This window comes from Pseudomonas gozinkensis (genome assembly GCF_014863585.1).
In the GTDB taxonomy this organism is placed as follows: Bacteria; Pseudomonadota; Gammaproteobacteria; order Pseudomonadales; family Pseudomonadaceae; genus Aquipseudomonas; species Aquipseudomonas gozinkensis.
Genome location: NZ_CP062253.1, coordinates 4382637 through 4400246 on the forward strand (window position 1 = coordinate 4382637; position 17610 = coordinate 4400246).

The 17610-nt window shown below is 62.0% G+C and carries 20 protein-coding genes; 11 read left to right on the plus strand and 9 right to left on the minus strand.

Annotated elements, in window-relative coordinates; genetic code table 11:
- Window positions 1-4: 4 nt before the first annotated feature.
- Window positions 5-445 carry a carboxymuconolactone decarboxylase family protein gene (locus IHQ43_RS19395; RefSeq protein ID WP_074689185.1) on the minus strand — a complete coding sequence of 147 codons (441 nt, stop codon included), beginning with the start codon at window positions 443-445 and terminating at the stop codon, window positions 5-7.
- 240 nt (window positions 446-685) lie between these two features.
- On the opposite strand from IHQ43_RS19395, the gene IHQ43_RS19400 reads away from it, so the two are divergent.
- The 4 genes from IHQ43_RS19400 (at window position 686) to IHQ43_RS19415 (ending at window position 5049) form a co-directional block, all read left to right on the plus strand.
- The gene (locus tag IHQ43_RS19400) at window positions 686-1192 is read left to right on the plus strand and encodes a sigma-70 family RNA polymerase sigma factor (protein ID WP_192561755.1); all 507 of its coding nucleotides are present in this window, start codon (window positions 686-688) and stop codon (window positions 1190-1192) included.
- Complete coding sequence (locus IHQ43_RS19405) at window positions 1192-2151, plus strand: FecR domain-containing protein (RefSeq protein WP_192561756.1); 960 nt, start codon at window positions 1192-1194, stop codon at window positions 2149-2151. The genes IHQ43_RS19400 and IHQ43_RS19405 overlap by 1 nt, the downstream gene beginning before the upstream one ends.
- 99 nt (window positions 2152-2250) lie before the next feature.
- Window positions 2251-4680, plus strand: a complete 2430-nt coding sequence (locus tag IHQ43_RS19410) for a TonB-dependent receptor (protein WP_192561757.1) — start codon at window positions 2251-2253, stop codon at window positions 4678-4680.
- Between the two features lie 78 nt (window positions 4681-4758).
- Window positions 4759-5049: a hypothetical protein gene (locus IHQ43_RS19415; RefSeq protein ID WP_085686714.1), complete on the plus strand. Its 291-nt coding sequence runs from the start codon at window positions 4759-4761 to the stop codon at window positions 5047-5049.
- Between the two features lie 62 nt (window positions 5050-5111).
- Here IHQ43_RS19415 and IHQ43_RS19420 read toward each other — a convergent pair whose 3' ends face one another.
- The 3 genes from IHQ43_RS19420 to IHQ43_RS19430 form a co-directional block, all read right to left on the minus strand.
- The gene (locus IHQ43_RS19420; protein ID WP_192561758.1) at window positions 5112-6683 is read right to left on the minus strand and encodes a sensor domain-containing diguanylate cyclase; all 1572 of its coding nucleotides are present in this window, start codon (window positions 6681-6683) and stop codon (window positions 5112-5114) included.
- Between the two features lie 188 nt (window positions 6684-6871).
- The gene (locus IHQ43_RS19425; RefSeq protein ID WP_192561759.1) at window positions 6872-7645 is read right to left on the minus strand and encodes an aldolase; all 774 of its coding nucleotides are present in this window, start codon (window positions 7643-7645) and stop codon (window positions 6872-6874) included.
- 12 nt (window positions 7646-7657) lie between these two features.
- Window positions 7658-8365 carry a haloacid dehalogenase type II gene (locus IHQ43_RS19430; RefSeq protein WP_192561760.1) on the minus strand — a complete coding sequence of 236 codons (708 nt, stop codon included), beginning with the start codon at window positions 8363-8365 and terminating at the stop codon, window positions 7658-7660.
- Window positions 8366-8475: 110 nt separating this feature from the next.
- Here IHQ43_RS19430 and IHQ43_RS19435 point away from each other — a divergent pair, with 110 nt between their 5' ends.
- Window positions 8476-9333, plus strand: a complete 858-nt coding sequence (locus tag IHQ43_RS19435; RefSeq protein ID WP_192561761.1) for a LysR substrate-binding domain-containing protein — start codon at window positions 8476-8478, stop codon at window positions 9331-9333.
- A gap of 21 nt (window positions 9334-9354) precedes the next feature.
- On the opposite strand, the gene IHQ43_RS19440 is transcribed toward IHQ43_RS19435, so the two are convergent.
- The 4 genes from IHQ43_RS19440 to IHQ43_RS19455 form a co-directional block, all read right to left on the minus strand.
- Window positions 9355-9690 carry a hypothetical protein gene (locus IHQ43_RS19440; protein WP_007955877.1) on the minus strand — a complete coding sequence of 112 codons (336 nt, stop codon included), beginning with the start codon at window positions 9688-9690 and terminating at the stop codon, window positions 9355-9357.
- 179 nt (window positions 9691-9869) lie between these two features.
- On the minus strand, window positions 9870-10598 hold the full coding sequence (locus IHQ43_RS19445; RefSeq protein WP_192561762.1) for an alpha/beta fold hydrolase: 729 nt from the start codon (window positions 10596-10598) through the stop codon (window positions 9870-9872).
- A gap of 3 nt (window positions 10599-10601) precedes the next feature.
- Window positions 10602-11099, minus strand: a complete 498-nt coding sequence (locus IHQ43_RS19450; protein ID WP_192561763.1) for a PAAR domain-containing protein — start codon at window positions 11097-11099, stop codon at window positions 10602-10604.
- A gap of 137 nt (window positions 11100-11236) precedes the next feature.
- A complete protein-coding gene (locus IHQ43_RS19455; RefSeq protein WP_192561764.1) occupies window positions 11237-11896 on the minus strand; it encodes a ribonuclease T2 in 660 nt (219 codons plus the stop codon).
- Window positions 11897-12061: 165 nt separating this feature from the next.
- Between IHQ43_RS19455 and IHQ43_RS19460 the strand changes: the two genes are divergently transcribed.
- The 6 genes from IHQ43_RS19460 to IHQ43_RS19485 all read left to right on the plus strand — a co-directional run bounded on the left by IHQ43_RS19460 (window position 12062) and on the right by IHQ43_RS19485 (window position 17336).
- Window positions 12062-12544 carry a hypothetical protein gene (locus IHQ43_RS19460; protein ID WP_192561765.1) on the plus strand — a complete coding sequence of 161 codons (483 nt, stop codon included), beginning with the start codon at window positions 12062-12064 and terminating at the stop codon, window positions 12542-12544.
- Between the two features lie 95 nt (window positions 12545-12639).
- Window positions 12640-14343 carry a copper resistance system multicopper oxidase gene (locus IHQ43_RS19465; RefSeq protein ID WP_192561766.1) on the plus strand — a complete coding sequence of 568 codons (1704 nt, stop codon included), beginning with the start codon at window positions 12640-12642 and terminating at the stop codon, window positions 14341-14343.
- A gap of 11 nt (window positions 14344-14354) precedes the next feature.
- The gene (locus IHQ43_RS19470; RefSeq protein ID WP_192561767.1) at window positions 14355-15212 is read left to right on the plus strand and encodes a copper resistance protein B; all 858 of its coding nucleotides are present in this window, start codon (window positions 14355-14357) and stop codon (window positions 15210-15212) included.
- A 31-nt stretch (window positions 15213-15243) separates the two neighbouring features.
- Complete coding sequence (gene copC, locus IHQ43_RS19475; RefSeq protein WP_192561768.1) at window positions 15244-15618, plus strand: copper homeostasis periplasmic binding protein CopC; 375 nt, start codon at window positions 15244-15246, stop codon at window positions 15616-15618.
- A 3-nt stretch (window positions 15619-15621) separates the two neighbouring features.
- The gene (gene copD / locus IHQ43_RS19480) at window positions 15622-16485 is read left to right on the plus strand and encodes a copper homeostasis membrane protein CopD (protein WP_192561769.1); all 864 of its coding nucleotides are present in this window, start codon (window positions 15622-15624) and stop codon (window positions 16483-16485) included.
- A 59-nt stretch (window positions 16486-16544) separates the two neighbouring features.
- Complete coding sequence (locus IHQ43_RS19485; RefSeq protein WP_192561770.1) at window positions 16545-17336, plus strand: transporter substrate-binding domain-containing protein; 792 nt, start codon at window positions 16545-16547, stop codon at window positions 17334-17336.
- Window positions 17337-17339: 3 nt separating this feature from the next.
- On the opposite strand, the gene IHQ43_RS19490 is transcribed toward IHQ43_RS19485, so the two are convergent.
- On the minus strand, window positions 17340-17549 hold the full coding sequence (locus tag IHQ43_RS19490; RefSeq protein ID WP_425220283.1) for a hypothetical protein: 210 nt from the start codon (window positions 17547-17549) through the stop codon (window positions 17340-17342).
- Window positions 17550-17610 lie beyond the last annotated feature (61 nt).

Below are 17610 nucleotides of genomic sequence, written 5' to 3' on the forward strand. Positions count from 1 at the left end.
TCGATCAGGCCTGTGGGGTTTTACGGAAGCCCACCGCCAGACGGTTCCAGCTGTTGATGGTGCTGATCGCGACGCTCAGGTCGACCATTTCTTTGGGCGAGAACTGGGCGGCGACCGCTTCGTAGTCTTCGTCCGGGGCGTGGGTCAGACTCAACTGGGTCAGGGTTTCAGTCCACAGCAGCGCGGCGCGTTCACGTTCGGTGAAGAACGGCGCTTCACGCCACGCCGTCACGGCGAACAACCGGCGCGGGGTTTCGCCGCCCTTGATTGCGTCGGCGGTGTGCATGTCGATGCAAAACGCGCAGCCATTGATCTGAGAAGCGCGCAGCTTGACCAGTTCGATCAGGGTCTTTTCCAGCGGCAGTTTCGAGACGGCGGTTTCCAGGGCAATCATCGCTTTCAGGGCATCTGGGGACGCGGTGTAGAAATCGATACGAGGTTTCATGGCGACTCTCCGGGGCAGTTGAATGTGTGGCTACGTTAGTCCCGGCACCGGGCCAGGCAAATAGCCAATCTCCCGGAAGACGGGTAGGCCACTCCTCTGGCGTCAGAAAAGAAAGTGTAGAAGGGCAATTGCCAGCGCTCGTTCTGTGCCACTAGAATGCGATCAATTCTTAATTGCACAGTTTTCGCACTCACGACCGCACCCTTGGCAACGGACGCCCGAAACGAGTATCTGCCCTTCATGTCGTCCCTCGATCAGCCGTTGAATCAGCAAGTCCAGACGCTCTACAGCGAACACCACGGGTGGCTGCAGGGCTGGCTGCAGCGCAAGTTGGGCAATCGCTGCGACGCGGCGGACCTGGCGCACGATACCTTTTTGCGCCTGCTCACCCGGCAAGTGATCAAGCCGCTGGGCAGCGAACCCCGGGCACTGCTGACGCACATTGCCAAGGGTCTGGTGATCGACCGCTGGCGGCGTCAGGAGCTGGAGCGCGCGTACCTGGAAACCATCGCGCACCTGCCCGCCGCCGAGGTGCCGTCGCCGGAAACCCGCTACCTGATTCTCGAAACCCTGTGGCGCATCGAAGCGCTGCTGCGCGAGTTGCCTGAACAGACCCGCGAGACCTTCCTGCTGTCGCAGATCGAAGGCCTGACCTACGCGCAGATCGCCACGCGCCTGAATGTTTCGCTGATCACCGTCAAACGGTACATGCGTGCCGCGTTCATTGCCTGCCTGAGTGTCGCCTGATGAATTCGTCGATGATCAACCCGCAGATTCTTGGCGAAGCCGCTGACTGGCTGGTGCAACTGCATTCCGGCACCGCGACCCCGTCCGACCATCAGGCCATCGCCCAATGGCGCACCCGCAGCGCCGAGCACGCCATCGCCTGGCAGCGCGCGGAAGCCCTGCTGGGGGATTTGCGCAGCGTGCCGGCCAACGTCGCAATCCAGACCCTGAAACGCGCCTCCCGTAAAGAGGGCCTGAGCCGTCGTCAGACCCTCACCCGCCTCGGCTTGCTGTTGATGGCCGGGCCGCTGGGCATCGCCTCGCAGCATGTACCGTGGCAGCAATGGACCGCCGACCAGCGCACTGCCGTCGGCGAGCAGAAGAACCTGCAATTGCCGGACGGCACTCAACTGGTGCTAAACACCGACAGCGCCGTGGACGTCGTCTTCAGCCCGGTGGAGCGTCGGGTCATGCTGCTCAACGGCGAAGTGCTGATCAACACCGCCGCCGATGCCAGCGCCCGTCCATTCATTGTCGAAACCCCGCAGGGCGTGGCCCGCGCGTTGGGCACGCGATTCTGCGTACGCACCGAGGGTTCGCGCAGCCTGGTGTCGGTGCTCGAAGGCCAGGTTCAGATCACCCCGCAATTGCTCAAGCAAAATGCGATTCTCAAGGCGGGCGAACGCCAGCGCTTCAAGCTCAACAGCTTCGACAGCAGCGAAACCTTCGACACCGCCTCCCTGGCCTGGGACAAAGGCATGCTGCTGGCCAGCAACATGCGCCTGGACGAGTTGCTCGGCGAACTGAGCCGCTACCGTCGGGGCGTGCTGCGCTGTCATCCGGATGTGGCGGCGATGCGTGTGTCCGGAGCGTTTTCCCTGCGCGACACCGACGCCAGCCTGCGTTTGCTCAGCGACACCCTGCCGCTGAACATCAACAGCCTGACCCGCTATTGGCTGTCGGTGGAACCCCGTGTCTGAGCCCTCGGAAAATATTTTCAATATTCGCTGATACCTTTTCGCGACTCGTCCGGTGAGTGGATAGACCTTTCAATTCCACGCCCCCGACAGGAACACCGAATGACCGCAATGCCATCGCCCCGCCCCGCCACATTTGCGCTCAAAGCCTTGAACCTGAGCCTGGCCCTGGCCTTCAGCGCGCTGCTGCCGACCGCCGCCCACGCCGCCGAGAGCGTCAGTGAAAGCGCCAGCCGCACCGTCAACATCGGCCCCGGCCTGCTCAGTCATGTGCTGGCGCAATTTGCGGTCAGCGTGGGCGTGCCGCTGTCGTTCGATCCGGCGCAACTGGGCAATCGCCAGAGCCCCGGCCTGCAAGGCAGTTACACCGCGCAGAGCGGTTTTGCGCGGTTGCTGGAAGGCAGCGGTTTCGAGCTGATCAGCACTGGCCACAACGGCTACACCGTGGCCCCGAAAGTCGCGGCGGACGGCGCGCTGGAACTCGGCGCCACCAACGTCAGCGCCCTGCACGACGACAGCGGCGACACCTTTGGTGGCGAACAGGTCGCCCGCCGCGCGCAGATCGGCATGCTCGGCAACCAGGAGGTCAACGACCTGCCCTTCAGCGTCACCAGTTACACCGCCAAGACCATGGCCGATCAGCAGGCCCAGACCGTTGGCGATGTGTTGCTCAACGATGCTTCGGTGCGCCAGTCCAACGGCTTTGGCAACTTCTCGCAGATGTTCATGATTCGTGGCCTGCCGCTGGCCTCCGATGACATTTCCTATAACGGCCTCTATGGCGTGCTGCCCCGGCAGATCATCGCCGTCGAAGCGCTGGATCGCGTGGAACTGTTCAAGGGCCCGAACGCCTTCGTCAACGGCGTGACCCCGAGCGGCAGCGGCATCGGTGGCGGGATCAACCTGCAACCCAAACGCGCGATGGACACCCCGACCCGCAGCGTCACCCTCGACTACAGCGCCGATGGCCGGGTCGGCGGGCATCTGGACCTGGGCCAGCGCTTTGGCGAGGACAACCGCTTCGGCGCGCGGGTCAACCTGATGCAGCGCGAAGGCGACACCGCTGTCGATGACGAAGACCAGCGCTCGTCGCTGTTCAGCGTGGGCCTGGACTATCGCGGCGATCGCCTGCGGGTCTCGACCGATTTCGGCTACCAGAAGCAGGTTATCAACCAGGGTCGCTCGGTGATCTATGTCGATTCGAGCCTGACCAAAGCCCCCAAGGTGCCGCACGCCAACGCCAGCTACGCCCAGAGCTGGAGCTATTCGCAACTCGAAGACACCTTCGGCATGGCCCGCGCCGAATACGACCTGAACGACAACTGGACGGCCTACGTGTCCGGCGGCGCCAAGCACACCCGCGAGAACGGCGTGTATTCGTCGCTGACCGTCACCGACCTCAACGGCAACGCCCGTGGCGGCATGCTCTATTCGCCCCACGACGAGGACAACCAGAGCGCCATGGCCGGCCTCAACGGCCGCTTCGACACCGGCCCCGTCACGCACCAGTTGAACCTCGGCTGGGCCGGCATCTGGGGCGAGCAGCGCTCGGCGTTCGAAACCGTCGGCGCGGCCGGGCGCTACAGCACCAACCTGTACAACGTCACCGACAAGCCGCGTCCGGCCCCCACCTCGTTTGCCAGCGACATCAACGACCCGCGCATCACCGGCAAGAACATCCTGCGCAGCGAGGCGATTTCCGACACCCTCGGCTTCGTTGATGACCGCATCCTGCTGACCCTCGGCGTGCGTCGCCAGGCACTGAAAGTCGACGGCTGGAGCACCGCTACCGGCGCCCGCACGTCAAGTTATGAAGAGTCGATCACCACCCCGGTCTACGGTCTGGTGATCAAGCCTTGGGAGCACGTGTCGTTCTACGCCAACCGCATCGAAGGCCTGGCCAAGGGCCCGACGCCGCCGACCACCGCGATCAACCGCGACGAAACCTTCGCCCCGGTGCGCAGCAAACAGATCGAAGCCGGCGTGCGCCTGGACATGGGCAGCTACGGCGCCAACCTCGGCGTCTACCGCATCGAGCAACCGTCGAGCTACACCCAGGACGGAATCTTCCGGGTCGACGGCCAGCAGACCAACAAAGGCGTGGAACTCAACGTCTACGGCGAACCGCTCGACGGCCTGCGCCTGCTCAGCGGCGCAACCGTGATGAAGACCGAACTGGAAGGCAGCAGCAACGGCGTGAATGACGGCAACCGCGCCGTCGGGGTGCCGCGCTTCCAGTTCAACCTCGGCGCCGACTGGGACATTCCGGGTCTCGAAGGCGCGGCCCTCAGCGCGCGGATGTTGCGCACCGGCGGCCAGTATCTGAACGCGGCGAATACTCAAAGCATTCCGGCGTGGAACCGCTTCGATCTGGGCTCGCGCTATGCCTTCAAACTGGATGAAAAGCAGATCACCCTGCGGGCCAGTCTGGAGAACGTCGCCAACGAAGCCTATTGGGCTTCGGCCAACGGCGGTTACCTGACCCAGGGCACACCGCGCACGCTGAAGGTTTCGGCGACCGTGGACTTCTGACCGCTCGTCATCCGGCCGGCACCAAGGGTTCGGCGCGTCAGACCAATATCAGGTAGATCCCCTTTCCGGAGACAGACCATGATGACGCGCAAACTCACCTCGCTGTTGCTGATCGGCCTGCTGGCCAGCGGCTCGGCCGCTACGTTCGCCGCCAACGACGGCGCCGATGCCACGGGTACCAAATCCGGCTCCACCAGCGGCTCACAGATGCCACCGGACAACACACCAGGCTCGCCGTCCGGCGGCAGCGGCGCGGGTGGCGGCACTGGCACCAACGGCGGCGCCAGCGGATCGGGCTCGGGAGCGGGAGGTGGCACCGGTTCGGCCGGCGGCGGTACGGGCGGTGCGGGCGGTGGCACTGGCGGCTGAACGAACAAGAGCAGGTCATGGTGAAGGCCATGGCCTGTGTCTGAACCCGACCGCGCTTTTGGTCAGCGATCCGAGCGCAGCAATTCGCCGAAGCCGACGTCCATCGACAACACGGCCGCGCGATTGCGGCCGGCATTCTTGGCCTGATACAGCGCCGCATCGGCACGCTGGATGAACAATTCCGGGCTGTCGTTGCCCAGCGGGATAAACGAATAGCAGCCCAGGCTCACCGTCAGATAACCGGTGGGTGATCCACTGTGGGTGATGTGTTTGTCCATGACGCTGCGGCGAATCTGCCCGGCAATCGCCAGCGCGCCGTTGATGTCGGTGTCCGGCAGCAACACCGCGAACTCTTCGCCGCCATAACGCACCGCCAGATCGGACTTGCGCTGGCAGCAGTTTTTCACCACCTGCGCGACCTGCGTCAGGCAATGGTCGCCGGCCACATGGCCATAGGCATCGTTGTAGCGTTTGAAGAAATCGATATCGAGCATGATCAGGCTCACCGGGCTCGACTGCCGTGCGCCCCGGGCAAATTCGACGTCCAGCGAACGTTCGAAAAGACGCCGGTTGGCCAGCCCGGTCAGGCTGTCGTGGGTGGCAATCTGCTCCAGCGCCCGCTGGGCCTTGCGCAGGTTTTTCTCGATCCGCTCGCCATCGCGCACCTGATGAATGAACACCCAGCCGAACAGCCCCACGCCGAGCATCACCAGCGCCACGATCACGCTGGACTGGAACGCCCGGTCATGCCAGCCCTGAAGAATCGTGTCCCGCGATGAAGAGGCGGACACCACCAGCGGATAACTTTCCAGCTGCCGGTAACCGTAAAGACGCGTCACACCGTCGACCACCGAATCGATCATCGCGGTACCGGCGGAGGCATTGGGCAACAGCTTCTGATAGATCTCGCCCTTGGCCAGCGAGGTGCCGATCAGGGCCTCGTCGAACGGTCGCCGGGCGAGCAAGGTGCCGTCGGTCAGGCCGAGGAACATGGTGCCGTTGTCGTCCAGGCTGAAGCTTTTGAAGAACTTGTCGAAGTACGACATCTTGATTCCGGCCAGCAGCACGCCCTGGAAATTGCCGGCGCGGTCGTTGACCCGTTTCGAGATCGGGATGATCCACTCGCCGTTCTCGCGGCTGCGGATCGCCGGGCCGATGTGCGCCACACCCGATACGTTCTGCTGGTGAAACTTGAAGTACTCACGATCCGCCACGCCATTGCCGCGCGGCAGATCCGGGAACGAGGTAATCACCCATTGCCCTTCGCGGTCGAACAGGAACATGCCGTGCAACTGCTCCAGTTGCTGCACCCGCCGCGCGAAGGTTCGCTGCAATCGCGGCTTCTGCGCCGCACCGTAGCCATCTTCCTGAACCCAGTCGACCAGGCTGGTCATCACCAGATCCGCCGCCAGAAAGGTATCTTCGGCCTGCTGCGCCATCGCCCGGGTCAGGTTGGCAGAAGACACTTGCGCACTCGCCAGATCCTGGCGCCGCGACTGTTCGATCTGCAAATACAGCAGACCGGACAGGCACAGACACACGGCAACGATGAACAACACCGCCGCCTTGCGCAGGGGCAAACGCTTGAGGGTGCCGCCGGGGGCCTGGTGCGGATCGTGAATGGGGATAGGCAAAAGCGTGTCCTGGGCAGGTACGACAGGGGCAAAGGCCCGAAACCCTTGTTTTTTGTGAGCGTAGCCCACCGGGTTGTGTGGGGCAACCAAGTGCCACCGCGACAATCCCGACCCTGTTGCTATCGGCGCGCAGGGCAATTGGATGACCTGCGACACAAATTATTTTTACCTGCCCGTTTTTGCCTGCATCAAGCCTGACGTGCCAACCGCCGCATCGCACTGTGCAAATGCGCCCGTGCACTTTCCGGATCGCCCTCGCGCATCTGCTCGTACGCCCGTTGTGCAATCGCGTGCGGCACCGGTTTCAACACCCGTTGCGTGGCCATCGCCAGCAGTTGCACCTGCGCGGCACGCTCCAGGTAATACAGATCGTCCCAGGCTTCGGCGATGGTCGGCGCCGCGACAATCACCCCGTGGTTCTTCAGGAACAGAATGTCGGCGTCGCCCATGACCCCGGCGATCCGGTCGCCTTCGCGCTCATCCAGCGCCAGCCCGTTGTAATGCTCGTCCACCGCCGTGCGCCCGTAGAACTTCAGCGCGGTCTGACTCAGCCACAACAGCGGCGGCCCCTCCAGCAGGCACAACGCCGTCGCGTTCGGCATGTGGGTATGGAACGCGACTTTCACCCGGGGCAGCCGCTGGTGCAGCCGCGCATGAATATAAAAAGCAGTGGCCTCCGGCTGACCCTCGCCGTCCACCACGTTCCCATCGAAGTCACACACCAGCAGGTTGTGCGCCGTCACTTCGGAAAACGCATAGCCGTACGGATTGACCAGAAACAGGCCAGCGTGCCCCGGCAACATCGCCGAAAAATGGTTGCAGATGCCCTCCTCCAGCCCGTGCAGCGCCGCCAGTTGAAAGCACGCTGCCAGTTCGTGACGGGCAGTGATGATGGCTTCGCTGTCGAGGTTCAACGAGCCGGAATGCGCGGGTCGGGCGCTGCCGGTCAGGGTGTGGGCCATGGCGAAACTCCTTTATGACCAGCCAAGGGACGCGAACAGCGGCAGCACTTCGTCCAGCGTGTTGAGGATCGCGTCGGGCCGATAGTCCGGCAGCAACTGACGACCGGTGCCGCGATCGATCCATACACAGCGAAAATGCATGTCGCGGGCCGCCGTGTGGTCGAGCATCGGGCTGGCGCAGATGTGCACCACCTGATCGCGGCTGACGCCCAATTGTTCATGAGCGTAGTCGAACAGCCTCGGCGCCGGTTTGTAGGCGCCGGCCTGTTGCGCGGTGATCACCCGGTCGATGTGGCCGCCGAGTTGAGCAACGTTGCCGGCGATGATGTCGTCATCGGTGTTGGAGACGATGCACAACTTGAAGCCCTTGGCCTTGAGCTGCGCGAGGGTCTCGACGACTTCGGGAAACGGCGGCATCTGCGGGATCGCGGTAGCCAGGCGCTGACTGTCTTCGCTGGCACTCGCCAGGCCCAGTTCTTCCAGGGCCAGTTGCAGGCCTAGGGTGCTCAGTTCGCGGAACGATCGGTGCGGCGGCGTCTGTTCCAGGCGATGTTCGTGGCGGTCGTAAACCTCAATCAGGCGCCCGGCGTCGACCCGGTGTTCGCCTTTCTCGCTCAGGATCCGCCCGGCCACGGCGCGCAGGCCTTCGTCCCATTGAATCAAGGTGCCGTAGCAATCGAAGGTCAGCCATTGCGGGCGCGGTGTGTTGATCAAGGTCATCGGGGCATTCCTCTGCAAGTGAGGGCTTCAGCTTATGAACTCGGGGTGATAGTGTGAAATTAAATAAATAGCCGACCGTCAGTTACCAAACAAATATCGAGACCGCCGCCATGCTGGATCTGGAACTGCTGAAAACCTTCGTCTGCGTGGTCGATGAAGGCAGCTTCACCCGCGCCGCCGAACGGGTCCACCGCACCCAATCCACGGTCAGCCAACAGGTGCGCAAACTGGAAGATCTGGTCGGCCACGCCCTGCTGTTGCGCGACCGCACCGGGCTGAACGTCAGCGTCACAGAGCACGGCGAACTGCTGATCCACTATGCCCGTCGACTACTGGCCTTGTCCGCCGAGGCCAGCGAAGCCCTGGCCAGCGATCTGGATCTGGAAATCCTGCGCATCGGCATGCCGGAAGACTTCGACGCCCGACGCATGGCGCTGATCCTCGCCGGCTTCACCCGCAGCCACCCGCAAGCGCGGCTGGAAACCGTCAGCGGCATGAGCCTCGACCTGCGCCAACGCCTCGACAGCGGCGAAATCGACATTGCCCTGATCAAACGCGAACCCGACAGCGGCCCCGCTTGGGCGACTTGGCCGGAACGACTCGTTTGGGTCAAAGGCGCGGAGTTCGACTCATCCGCTGGCGTGTTGCCGCTGGCGCTGTTTCCCCAGGGCTGCCTGTACCGACAACGGGCGATCCGCCTGCTCGACGTGGCGCAACGCCCATGGCGCGTGGCTTTCGGCAGCCACAGCCTGACCGGCATTCAAGCGGCGGTGGCCTCCGGGCTTGGGGTTTCGGTGCTGCCGGCGTCGGCAGTGCTGCCGGAGCATCGGGTGTGCGCGGACTTGCCGCCGTTGCCGCCGACGGAGCTGGCGCTGGTCAGTCGCGAGGGGGTGTTGAGTGGATTGCAGCGAGGGTTGGTGGAGTTTCTGCGGGGGGAATTGGGGGTGGATGCGGGGGGATTTGCTTGATCCCCCCGATTGGCGCGGAGCTCAGGGCTTGTTGACTTCGCGCAGCAGGTCTGCGACCGGGAGGTTCATGGTGTTTGAGTAGTAGGGTTTGTAGCCGTAAGCGGTGACGACGACTTTGCAGGGGATTTGTTGTTTGCCTGAGAGGAGTTGGTTGATTTCTGCCACTGACAAGTATCTTTCCGAGCTTCGGTTGCTAGAGGTCTCGGAAATGAAAGCATGGGTCAGATAAGAGTATCCCGCCGGGGCTCCGTCTCTTTTATCCGGCGATATCAATCCAAACGCTGAAAACCGAATGGCTTTACCAACCGAGAAATCCTGATCTTCAGCCAAAGCACAATGAAGCATGCCTGAAGCCATTCCTACCCTCTCTCCCCGACCAAAAAGATCCAAGACATCAACATTCGACTGATACCTGATTACATATAGAGACCTGTCTCTCTCAACAGACACGTAGCTCAAATTCGCCGGAGGCCATACATGGTCTTTTGCACAACCAGAACAAATCACGAAAAGCAGGCAAACGAACAGTCTATACATCAGGAAAATTCCTCCATGATCGAGTCAAACAGCAGATCACCAGCAGACTTGTTTCCCGCGATACGTGCGGTAAACAGACCCAAAGCGTTTGCGTGATTGGTATCCACATTCACGTTCAGTGACGGGCCACAAGTGATAAGCCATTTTTCACCAAAGTCGGCGACCCCATCTGAAGGGTCTCTTTTGCTAGGCGTAGCCTTGATATTGACCCAGTTGGCAGCAACCGGATCAGGACGGTCAAAATAAATATCTGAGCCCAACCAGACCAAAGCGCCCTCACCCACCGGATCAAGGGTAACCAGCATCTGAACCCGGTATCCCCATTCGGACATGATCTTTGTCAGGTGCGCGCCATTCCAGCCACCGAGACTGTGACCGACGATATATACGGGGCAGCTTTTGTAAGGGATCAGGCTTAGAACATACCGCTGAATATCTTTCTTTCCTTTGACTTCGTTGTACCCCAACCAATCCGATTTATATTTCCCCTCCGTTGCCAAATCCTGAACGCGCTGATCGAAGTACTTACGTGCTTCTTGAATGTTTCCATACGGCCCTGAAAAGTAGTAACTCTCCTTATCCCCAGCGCCTCCCACAAACACAACAACCGCCTTGGTACTCTCCACCGGCACAGCCTTCACACTGACATCCTTCTTGTCAGTCAGCGCATGCTCCTTGTGCAGCTTGTAATTGTTGCCTTTCTCGCAGGTGACCGTTTCCGCACTCATGCTTCATTCCTCCAGAAACAGTTTGATGGTTTCCGGAAGATGCGAACTGATCGTGTGGGTAAAACCGGCGGCATCAGACACGCCGTGTTCCATCCGACCGTCCGCGCGCTGAATCATGTATGGATGATTCGGCATCGGTTCGCCGGTGGCGTCGTTCACCAACTGCAATTTGTCGGTGAAGTGCACCGGCATTGGCAGCAGGCCGCTGAAGGGAGCGTTCACCACGGTATCGCCGATGATGACGGTACCGGAACCGCCCACCACCACATTCCCGTGACCACCGGTGCTGTCCAGGGTTGCGGCGTTCAGGCCATTGATAAAAACCGTCGAGGCAACGCCACCGGTAATCGGACTGCCGCACGCCGACTTGTCCGTCATTCGCGCAGCAGGCAGCCCGTCGAAATTCACATTCGGCGAACCACTGACAATCGGGTTGGTGCCATGCCCCGGCAACGGGCAGGCGGTCGGATCGGTCACTCGGGCAGCGGGTTTTCCGCCCATGAAAAGCTCCTTGCGGTGTCGCGTCATCATCCATTGGCGCGCAAGCATGAACAAAGTCGCGGCGTTGTTCAAACCCGCACGCAAAAAAACAGGCGCCTGAAGAGGCGCCTGTTTTTTGTGGTTGGTAAACGCTCCGGTCAACGCGACGGCGGCACCCGGATATCCCCCGCCCGGCACTGGGTTTTCACGCCCTTGCCGCAGGCGCCGAATTGCAGGTCCTTGCCCATGCACACGCGCACTTCCGAGAGTTCCGGGCCGTTGCAGATCACGGCGATGCCGTCTGCCGGGATGCCCGGATTGCTCCTGCGGAACAGGTCGGCAATTTCCTGCGCTTCGAAGTAATAAGAGCTACTGAACGGTTGCAGCTCTTCCGGGATTTTCACCGCGGCCACGGCTTTGTCCGCTTCGTCCAGATAGCCCATCGCGCCGAGGCCGCTGCAGGTGCCGTGCTTGCTCCATTCGTGATCGAGCAGTTTTTTGGTCGGAAACAGCGTCAGGCCTTTGGCCGTTTCGGCGGCCGACAGGCTGGTCAGCGGCGGGCAGGATTCCGGCCAGCCGCCCTTGGCGTATTGCGGCCACAGGCCATGCAGGACAAAACCGTAGCCCTTGCCGGAGCATTGAGGGTCGTCCTTGTGGGTCAGGCAAAAGGTCGGCGACCAGGACAACGTCAGCAGGTAGTAATCGAAAACCCCCGCCACCGATTCCGCCTTGCTGGCGGACGACTGGCGTGCCGAACTCAGGCCGATGCTACCGACCGTCAGCGCAATCAGCGCCATAATTGTAAGAAGCTTTTTCATGTTCCCGTTCCTTGGGACGCGTGCGTCCGTGGTTTCTGTGGTCTGACCATCACTTGGCCAGACGCTGATTGAGTCATGCCCGTGTTGCAAGCGCATGACGCAGGGCAAAACCTGCATTACTTTGAAAGGACTACGATGAAGTTGAAATCACCACAGGGAACCGACATGAGTAAAGCAGACGAACTCGCCGCGAAACTCAAACAAACCCGGCACACCCATGCTGACGAAATCACCTGCGCCGAACTGGAAATCGATTGCTGGCCGGCTCAGGTCTACGCATTGTTCCACCGAATCGAGGGCTGGTTGCAACCGGTCACCGAGGTAGGACTGAAGATTCGGCGAAATCCTACCCATGTTTGCGAAAGTTCACCGGATGGCGAGACCCACGACTACGCCATCGACCAGCTGATCATCGAAGCCAACCACCACAGCCTGACGTTCGATCCCATCGCCCGTTTCACCGAAGACGGCTCGGGGCGCGTGCAAATCGTCCTGCCGGGGCGCGAAGCATCGCTGCTGCGCACGGTCGATGAACACGGCGAAAGTCACTGGTGGTTGCAGACGCTTGAGACCGGGCAACAGCTGGATGCGATTGCGTTGACGGAAAACAATCTGTTGTTGGTAGTCCAGGAAGGACTCGGTCTGTAGGCCGAACCTGACACAACTGTAATCCGCCCCTCAGCCAGCTGAAAGCTGCCGCTGGTTAGCCTCCCCGTCATTGGTCAAACGGGGACTTCCAGCGCATGCCTTCCACCACCTCAAGACGCACCTTCGTCAAAGGCCTCGCCGCCAGCGGCCTGCTCGGCGGCCTCGGCCTGTGGCGCACGCCGGTCTGGGCCTTGAACAGCCCCGGCCAGGTCAATGAGTTAAGCGGCACCGACTTCGAGCTGTTCATCGGCGAAACCCCGGTCAACTTCACCGGCCAACCTCGCACGGCACTGACCATCAACGGCAGCCTGCCCGGCCCGCTGCTGCGCTGGCGTGAAGGCGATACCGTGACGCTGCGGGTGCGCAACCGGCTCAAGGACAGCACGTCGATCCACTGGCACGGCATTCTGCTGCCGGCCAACATGGACGGCGTGCCGGGCCTGAGTTTCAAGGGAATCGAGCCGGGTGGCGTGTACGTCTACCAGTTCAAGGTTCGCCAACACGGCACCTATTGGTATCACAGCCATTCCGGGTTGCAGGAACAGGCCGGCGTCTACGGGCCGTTGGTGATCGATGCGCGGGAACCGGAGCCGTTCCAGTACGACCGCGAGTACGTGGTGATGCTCAGCGACTGGTCCGACGAAGACCCGGCCAGCCTGATGAAGACCCTGAAAAAGCAGTCCGACTACTACAACTTCCACAAACGCACCGTCGGCGATTTCATCCATGACGTCGGCGAAAAAGGCTGGGACGCCACCGTCGCCGATCGCACGATGTGGGCGCAGATGAAGATGAACCCCACCGACATCGCCGACGTCAGCGGCGCTACTTACACCTTCCTGATGAACGGCCACGCCCCGGATAACAACTGGACCGGCCTGTTCCGCCCCGGCGAAAAACTGCGGCTGCGGCTGATCAACGGTTCGGCCATGACTTACTTTGACGTGCGCATTCCCGGCTTGAAAATGACCGTGGTCGCCGCCGACGGCCTGCACGTCAAACCGGTCAGCGTCGATGAGCTGCGCATCGCCGTGGCGGAAACCTACGACGTGATCGTCGAGCCCGCCGCCGACGCCTACACCCTGTTCGCCCAGGCCATGGACCGCACCGGTTACGCCCGAGGCACCCTCGCCGCCCGCGCCGGATTGTCGGCCCCGGTGCCGGCGCTGGATCCGCGACCGCTGGTGACCATGGACGACATGGGCATGGGCGGCATGGATCATGGTTCGATGGACATGAGCGCCATGGATCACTCGAGCATGAACATGGGCCCGATGCAGTCGCACCCCGACAGCGAAAAGGACAACCCGCTGGTGGACATGCAAGCCATGACCACCGCCGCGAAACTCGACGACCCCGGCCTCGGCCTGCGCAACAACGGGCGTCGCGTGCTGACCTACGCCGACCTGCGCAGCACTTTCGAAGACCCGGACGGCCGCGACCCGAGCCGCACCATCGAACTGCACCTCACCGGCCACATGGAGAAATTCGCCTGGTCGTTCAACGGCATCAAGTTCTCCGACGCCGAGCCGCTGCTGTTGAAGTACGGCGAGCGGATCCGCCTGGTGCTGGTCAACGACACGATGATGACCCACCCCATTCACCTGCACGGCATGTGGAGCGATCTGGAAGACGAAAACGGCAATTTCCAGGTGCGCAAACACACCATCGACATGCCCCCCGGCACCTGCCGCAGCTACCGCGTGACTGCCGACGCGCTCGGCCGTTGGGCCTATCACTGCCATCTCCTGTACCACATGGAAATGGGCATGTTCCGCGAAGTGCGGGTGGAAGAATGAGGACGCCGACCATGACCCGATTTGCCGCGTTTTCGTTGTCACTCCTGTCGATGGCTCCGGCATTCGCCGCCAGCGACATGCAGGGCATGGATCACAGCCAGATGGCCGAAATGCAAAGCATGGACGACGGCATGATGCAGCCCGCCGCGCCGACCGAAAGCCGCACGCCGATCCCGGCACTGACCGACGCCGACCGCGCCGCCGTGTTCACCAGCCACGCCGGGCATCAGGTCCACGACAGCGCCATCAACACGTACTTCCTCGCCGACAAACTCGAATGGCAAGACGCCGACGACGCCAGCACGCTGGCCTGGGATTTGTCCGGCTGGATCGGCGGCGACATCGATCGACTGTGGCTGCGCTCCGAAGGCGAACGCAGCAACGGCAAGACCGAAGACGCGGAAATCCAGGCGCTGTGGGGCCACGCGATTTCGCCGTGGTGGGACGTGGTCAGCGGCGTGCGCCAGGACTTCAAACCCGGCGCCCCGCAAACCTGGGCCGCGTTCGGCCTGCAGGGCATGGCGCTGTACAACTTCGAAGCCGAAGCCACGGCGTTCCTCGGCGAATACGGTCAGAGCGCGGTGCGGCTGGAGGGCGACTACGACATCCTGCTGACCAATCGCCTGATCTTGCAGCCGACCGCCGAACTCAACGTCTACGGCAAAAACGACCCGCAACGCGGGATCGGTTCGGGCCTCGCGAACACCGAAGCCGGGCTGCGTCTGCGCTATGAAATCCGCCGTGAATTCGCGCCCTACATCGGCGTGACCTGGAACCGCACCTATGGCCACACCGCCGATTACGCACGGGAAGAAGGCGAGGATCGTAGCGAAGCGCGACTCGTCCTTGGCGTGCGGCTGTGGTTCTGAATCCCATCAAAAAACAACACCGAGGTCTTGCATGCGCACATTGAAAATCTCCCTCGTTCTCGCCGGCGGTTTGCTCCTGAGCACCCTGGCCCAGGCCCATCCGAAACTGCTGTCGTCGACCCCGGCCGAAGGTGCCGACGGCGCGGCGCCCGGCAAGATCGAACTACGGTTTTCGGAGGATCTGCTGACCCAGTTCTCCGGCGCCAAACTGGTCATGACCGAAATGCCCGGCATGGCTCATTCGCCGATGCCGATGAAGGCCAAAGTCAGCGCCGGAATCGACCCGAAAACCATGCTCGTCACCCCGCTCTCGCCCTTGCCGGCCGGCACTTACAAGGTCGAATGGCGCGCGGTGTCGTCGGACACCCACCCGATCACCGGCAACGTCACGTTCAAAGTGCAATGAACGATGGCTGAACTGATCAACATCCTCCTGCGTCTGGCGTTGTATGTGGATTTGCTGCTGTTGTTCGGGCTGGCGTTGTTTGGCCTATACAGCGTTGACGCGGTGCTGCGGTTTCGGCCGATGCTGCGCGGGATGGCGTTGATCGGGGCACTGCTCTCAGTAGCGAGTCTGGTGCTGATGACCCGCGCCATGAGCGGCGAAACGGAGTTCGCGGCGCTGTGGCCGCATCTGCAAATGATGGTGCTGGAAACCGACGTCGGGCTGGCGTGGACGCTGCGGATGATTGCGCTGATCGTGGTGATGATCTGGCCGGGATTGTGGCTGGCATCGATGGCCGGCGCCGTCGCCCTCGCCTCCCTGGCCTGGAGCGGACACGGGGCGATGGATAACGCGTGGCATCTGCTCAGCGACATCCTGCACCTGCTCGCGGCGGGGGCGTGGTTGGGCGCGATGCTCGCGTTGATCTTGATGTCGCGGCTCGACGCACTGTGCAGCGAGGCGCGCATTCGTTCGCTGGCGGATTCCGTCAAACGCTTCAAAGGCGTCGGCGCGGTGATTGTGCTCATCCTGTCGGTGACCGGCGTGGCGAATTACCTGTTCATCGTCGGCCCGACACTGGGCGAAGCCCTGCTCGGCAACTACGGCATTCTGCTGGCGATCAAGGTTGCGTTGTTCGGGGGAATGTTGGTGCTGGCCGCGTTGAACCGCTTTCACCTCGGGCCGTTGCTCGAACAATCGTTGCGCGCCGGGCAACATCAAGTGGCGGCCAATGCCTTGCGCCGCAGCGTGGCATTTGAGCTGATGATTGCGCTGCTGATCGTGGGACTGGTGGCGTGGCTGGGCACGTTAAGCCCGGAGCCGGGATGACACCCGGCAAACGCATTCACTACACTGGCCCGCACTCCCACTGCACAAGCCCGATCTCCATGACAATTCCAAAAAGCACGATGATCTTCTGCGGTTTGCTGGCGCTGGCCGGCACCGCCCATGCGCAAGAGCCAGCCTCACACCTGGACACCATCCAGCAACAAGGCCAGTTGCGCGTCTGCACCACCGGCGACTACAAGCCCTACACCTTCAAACGCCCGGACGGCGGATTCGAAGGCATCGACATCGCCATGGCGCAATCCCTGGCCGACAGCCTCGGCGTCAAGGTCGAATGGGTGCAGACCAGCTGGAAAACCCTGATGCCGGACATGCAGGCCGGCAAATGCGACATCGGCGTCGGCGGCATTTCGGTAACCCTCGAACGCCAGAAAAAAGCCTTCTTCAGCAACACCCTCGACGTCGACGGCAAGATCCCGCTGGTGCGCTGCGCCGACCAGTCCAAATACCAGACCATCGACCAGATCAACCAGCCCAACGTGCGCCTGGTCGAACCCGCCGGCGGCACCAACGAAGCCTTCGTCCACGCCTTCCTGCCCAAGGCGCAACTGGCGTTGCACGACAACGTGACCATCTTCGAGCAACTGCTCGACAACAAGGCCGACGTGATGATCACCGACGCCTCCGAAGCCCTCTACCAACAAAAACTCAAACCCGGCCTGTGCGCCGTCAACCCGAGCCAGTTCATGCAATACGGCGAAAAAGCCTACCTGCTGCCGCGCGACGACATCAGCTGGAAACTCTACGTCGACCAGTGGCTGCACCTGAGCAAAGTCACCGGCAAATACCAGAAAGTCCTGAGCGAATGGATCGCCGTGCCAGCGGCCCAGTAAACCTCAGTCGTCATGCATCAGGCCGGAGCTGTATTGGTTGAAACTGTTACCGATATTGCTCCCGCCGAACTTCAACGTATTCACATTACGCGCCTCCGGCGACTGACAGTCGCTGGAGAAACAACTGGTGGTGGTCAGGCCACCGGAACCGGAACAGGCGGTTAGAACCGAGATGGTGGCGACGATCAATAGCACTTTGAGTGGATTGTTCATGATGTGTGGCGCTCGGGTGGGGTCGGGATCTTGTGGATGGATCGTAGGCCTGCGCGGGGGG

Excerpts from the sequence above, each read along its gene's own strand:
- IHQ43_RS19460 (WP_192561765.1), top strand. The coding sequence starts at position 12,062 with ATGAGTAAAGCAGACGAACTCGCCGCGAAACTCAAACAAACCCGGCAC.
- IHQ43_RS19470 (WP_192561767.1), top strand. The coding sequence starts at position 14,355 with ATGACCCGATTTGCCGCGTTTTCGTTGTCACTCCTGTCGATGGCTCCG.
- IHQ43_RS19395 (WP_074689185.1), bottom strand. The coding sequence starts at position 445 with ATGAAACCTCGTATCGATTTCTACACCGCGTCCCCAGATGCCCTGAAA.
- IHQ43_RS19465 (WP_192561766.1), top strand. The coding sequence starts at position 12,640 with ATGCCTTCCACCACCTCAAGACGCACCTTCGTCAAAGGCCTCGCCGCC.
- IHQ43_RS19485 (WP_192561770.1), top strand. The coding sequence starts at position 16,545 with ATGACAATTCCAAAAAGCACGATGATCTTCTGCGGTTTGCTGGCGCTG.
- IHQ43_RS19450 (WP_192561763.1), bottom strand. The coding sequence starts at position 11,099 with ATGGGCGGAAAACCCGCTGCCCGAGTGACCGATCCGACCGCCTGCCCG.
- IHQ43_RS19400 (WP_192561755.1), top strand. The coding sequence starts at position 686 with ATGTCGTCCCTCGATCAGCCGTTGAATCAGCAAGTCCAGACGCTCTAC.
- IHQ43_RS19435 (WP_192561761.1), top strand. The coding sequence starts at position 8,476 with ATGCTGGATCTGGAACTGCTGAAAACCTTCGTCTGCGTGGTCGATGAA.
- IHQ43_RS19415 (WP_085686714.1), top strand. The coding sequence starts at position 4,759 with ATGATGACGCGCAAACTCACCTCGCTGTTGCTGATCGGCCTGCTGGCC.
- copC (WP_192561768.1), top strand. The coding sequence starts at position 15,244 with ATGCGCACATTGAAAATCTCCCTCGTTCTCGCCGGCGGTTTGCTCCTG.
- IHQ43_RS19490 (WP_425220283.1), bottom strand. The coding sequence starts at position 17,549 with ATGAACAATCCACTCAAAGTGCTATTGATCGTCGCCACCATCTCGGTT.
- IHQ43_RS19440 (WP_007955877.1), bottom strand. The coding sequence starts at position 9,690 with ATGGCTTCAGGCATGCTTCATTGTGCTTTGGCTGAAGATCAGGATTTC.
- IHQ43_RS19425 (WP_192561759.1), bottom strand. The coding sequence starts at position 7,645 with ATGGCCCACACCCTGACCGGCAGCGCCCGACCCGCGCATTCCGGCTCG.
- copD (WP_192561769.1), top strand. The coding sequence starts at position 15,622 with ATGGCTGAACTGATCAACATCCTCCTGCGTCTGGCGTTGTATGTGGAT.
- IHQ43_RS19410 (WP_192561757.1), top strand. The coding sequence starts at position 2,251 with ATGACCGCAATGCCATCGCCCCGCCCCGCCACATTTGCGCTCAAAGCC.
- IHQ43_RS19405 (WP_192561756.1), top strand. The coding sequence starts at position 1,192 with ATGAATTCGTCGATGATCAACCCGCAGATTCTTGGCGAAGCCGCTGAC.
- IHQ43_RS19430 (WP_192561760.1), bottom strand. The coding sequence starts at position 8,365 with ATGACCTTGATCAACACACCGCGCCCGCAATGGCTGACCTTCGATTGC.
- IHQ43_RS19445 (WP_192561762.1), bottom strand. The coding sequence starts at position 10,598 with ATGAGTGCGGAAACGGTCACCTGCGAGAAAGGCAACAATTACAAGCTG.
- IHQ43_RS19455 (WP_192561764.1), bottom strand. The coding sequence starts at position 11,896 with ATGAAAAAGCTTCTTACAATTATGGCGCTGATTGCGCTGACGGTCGGT.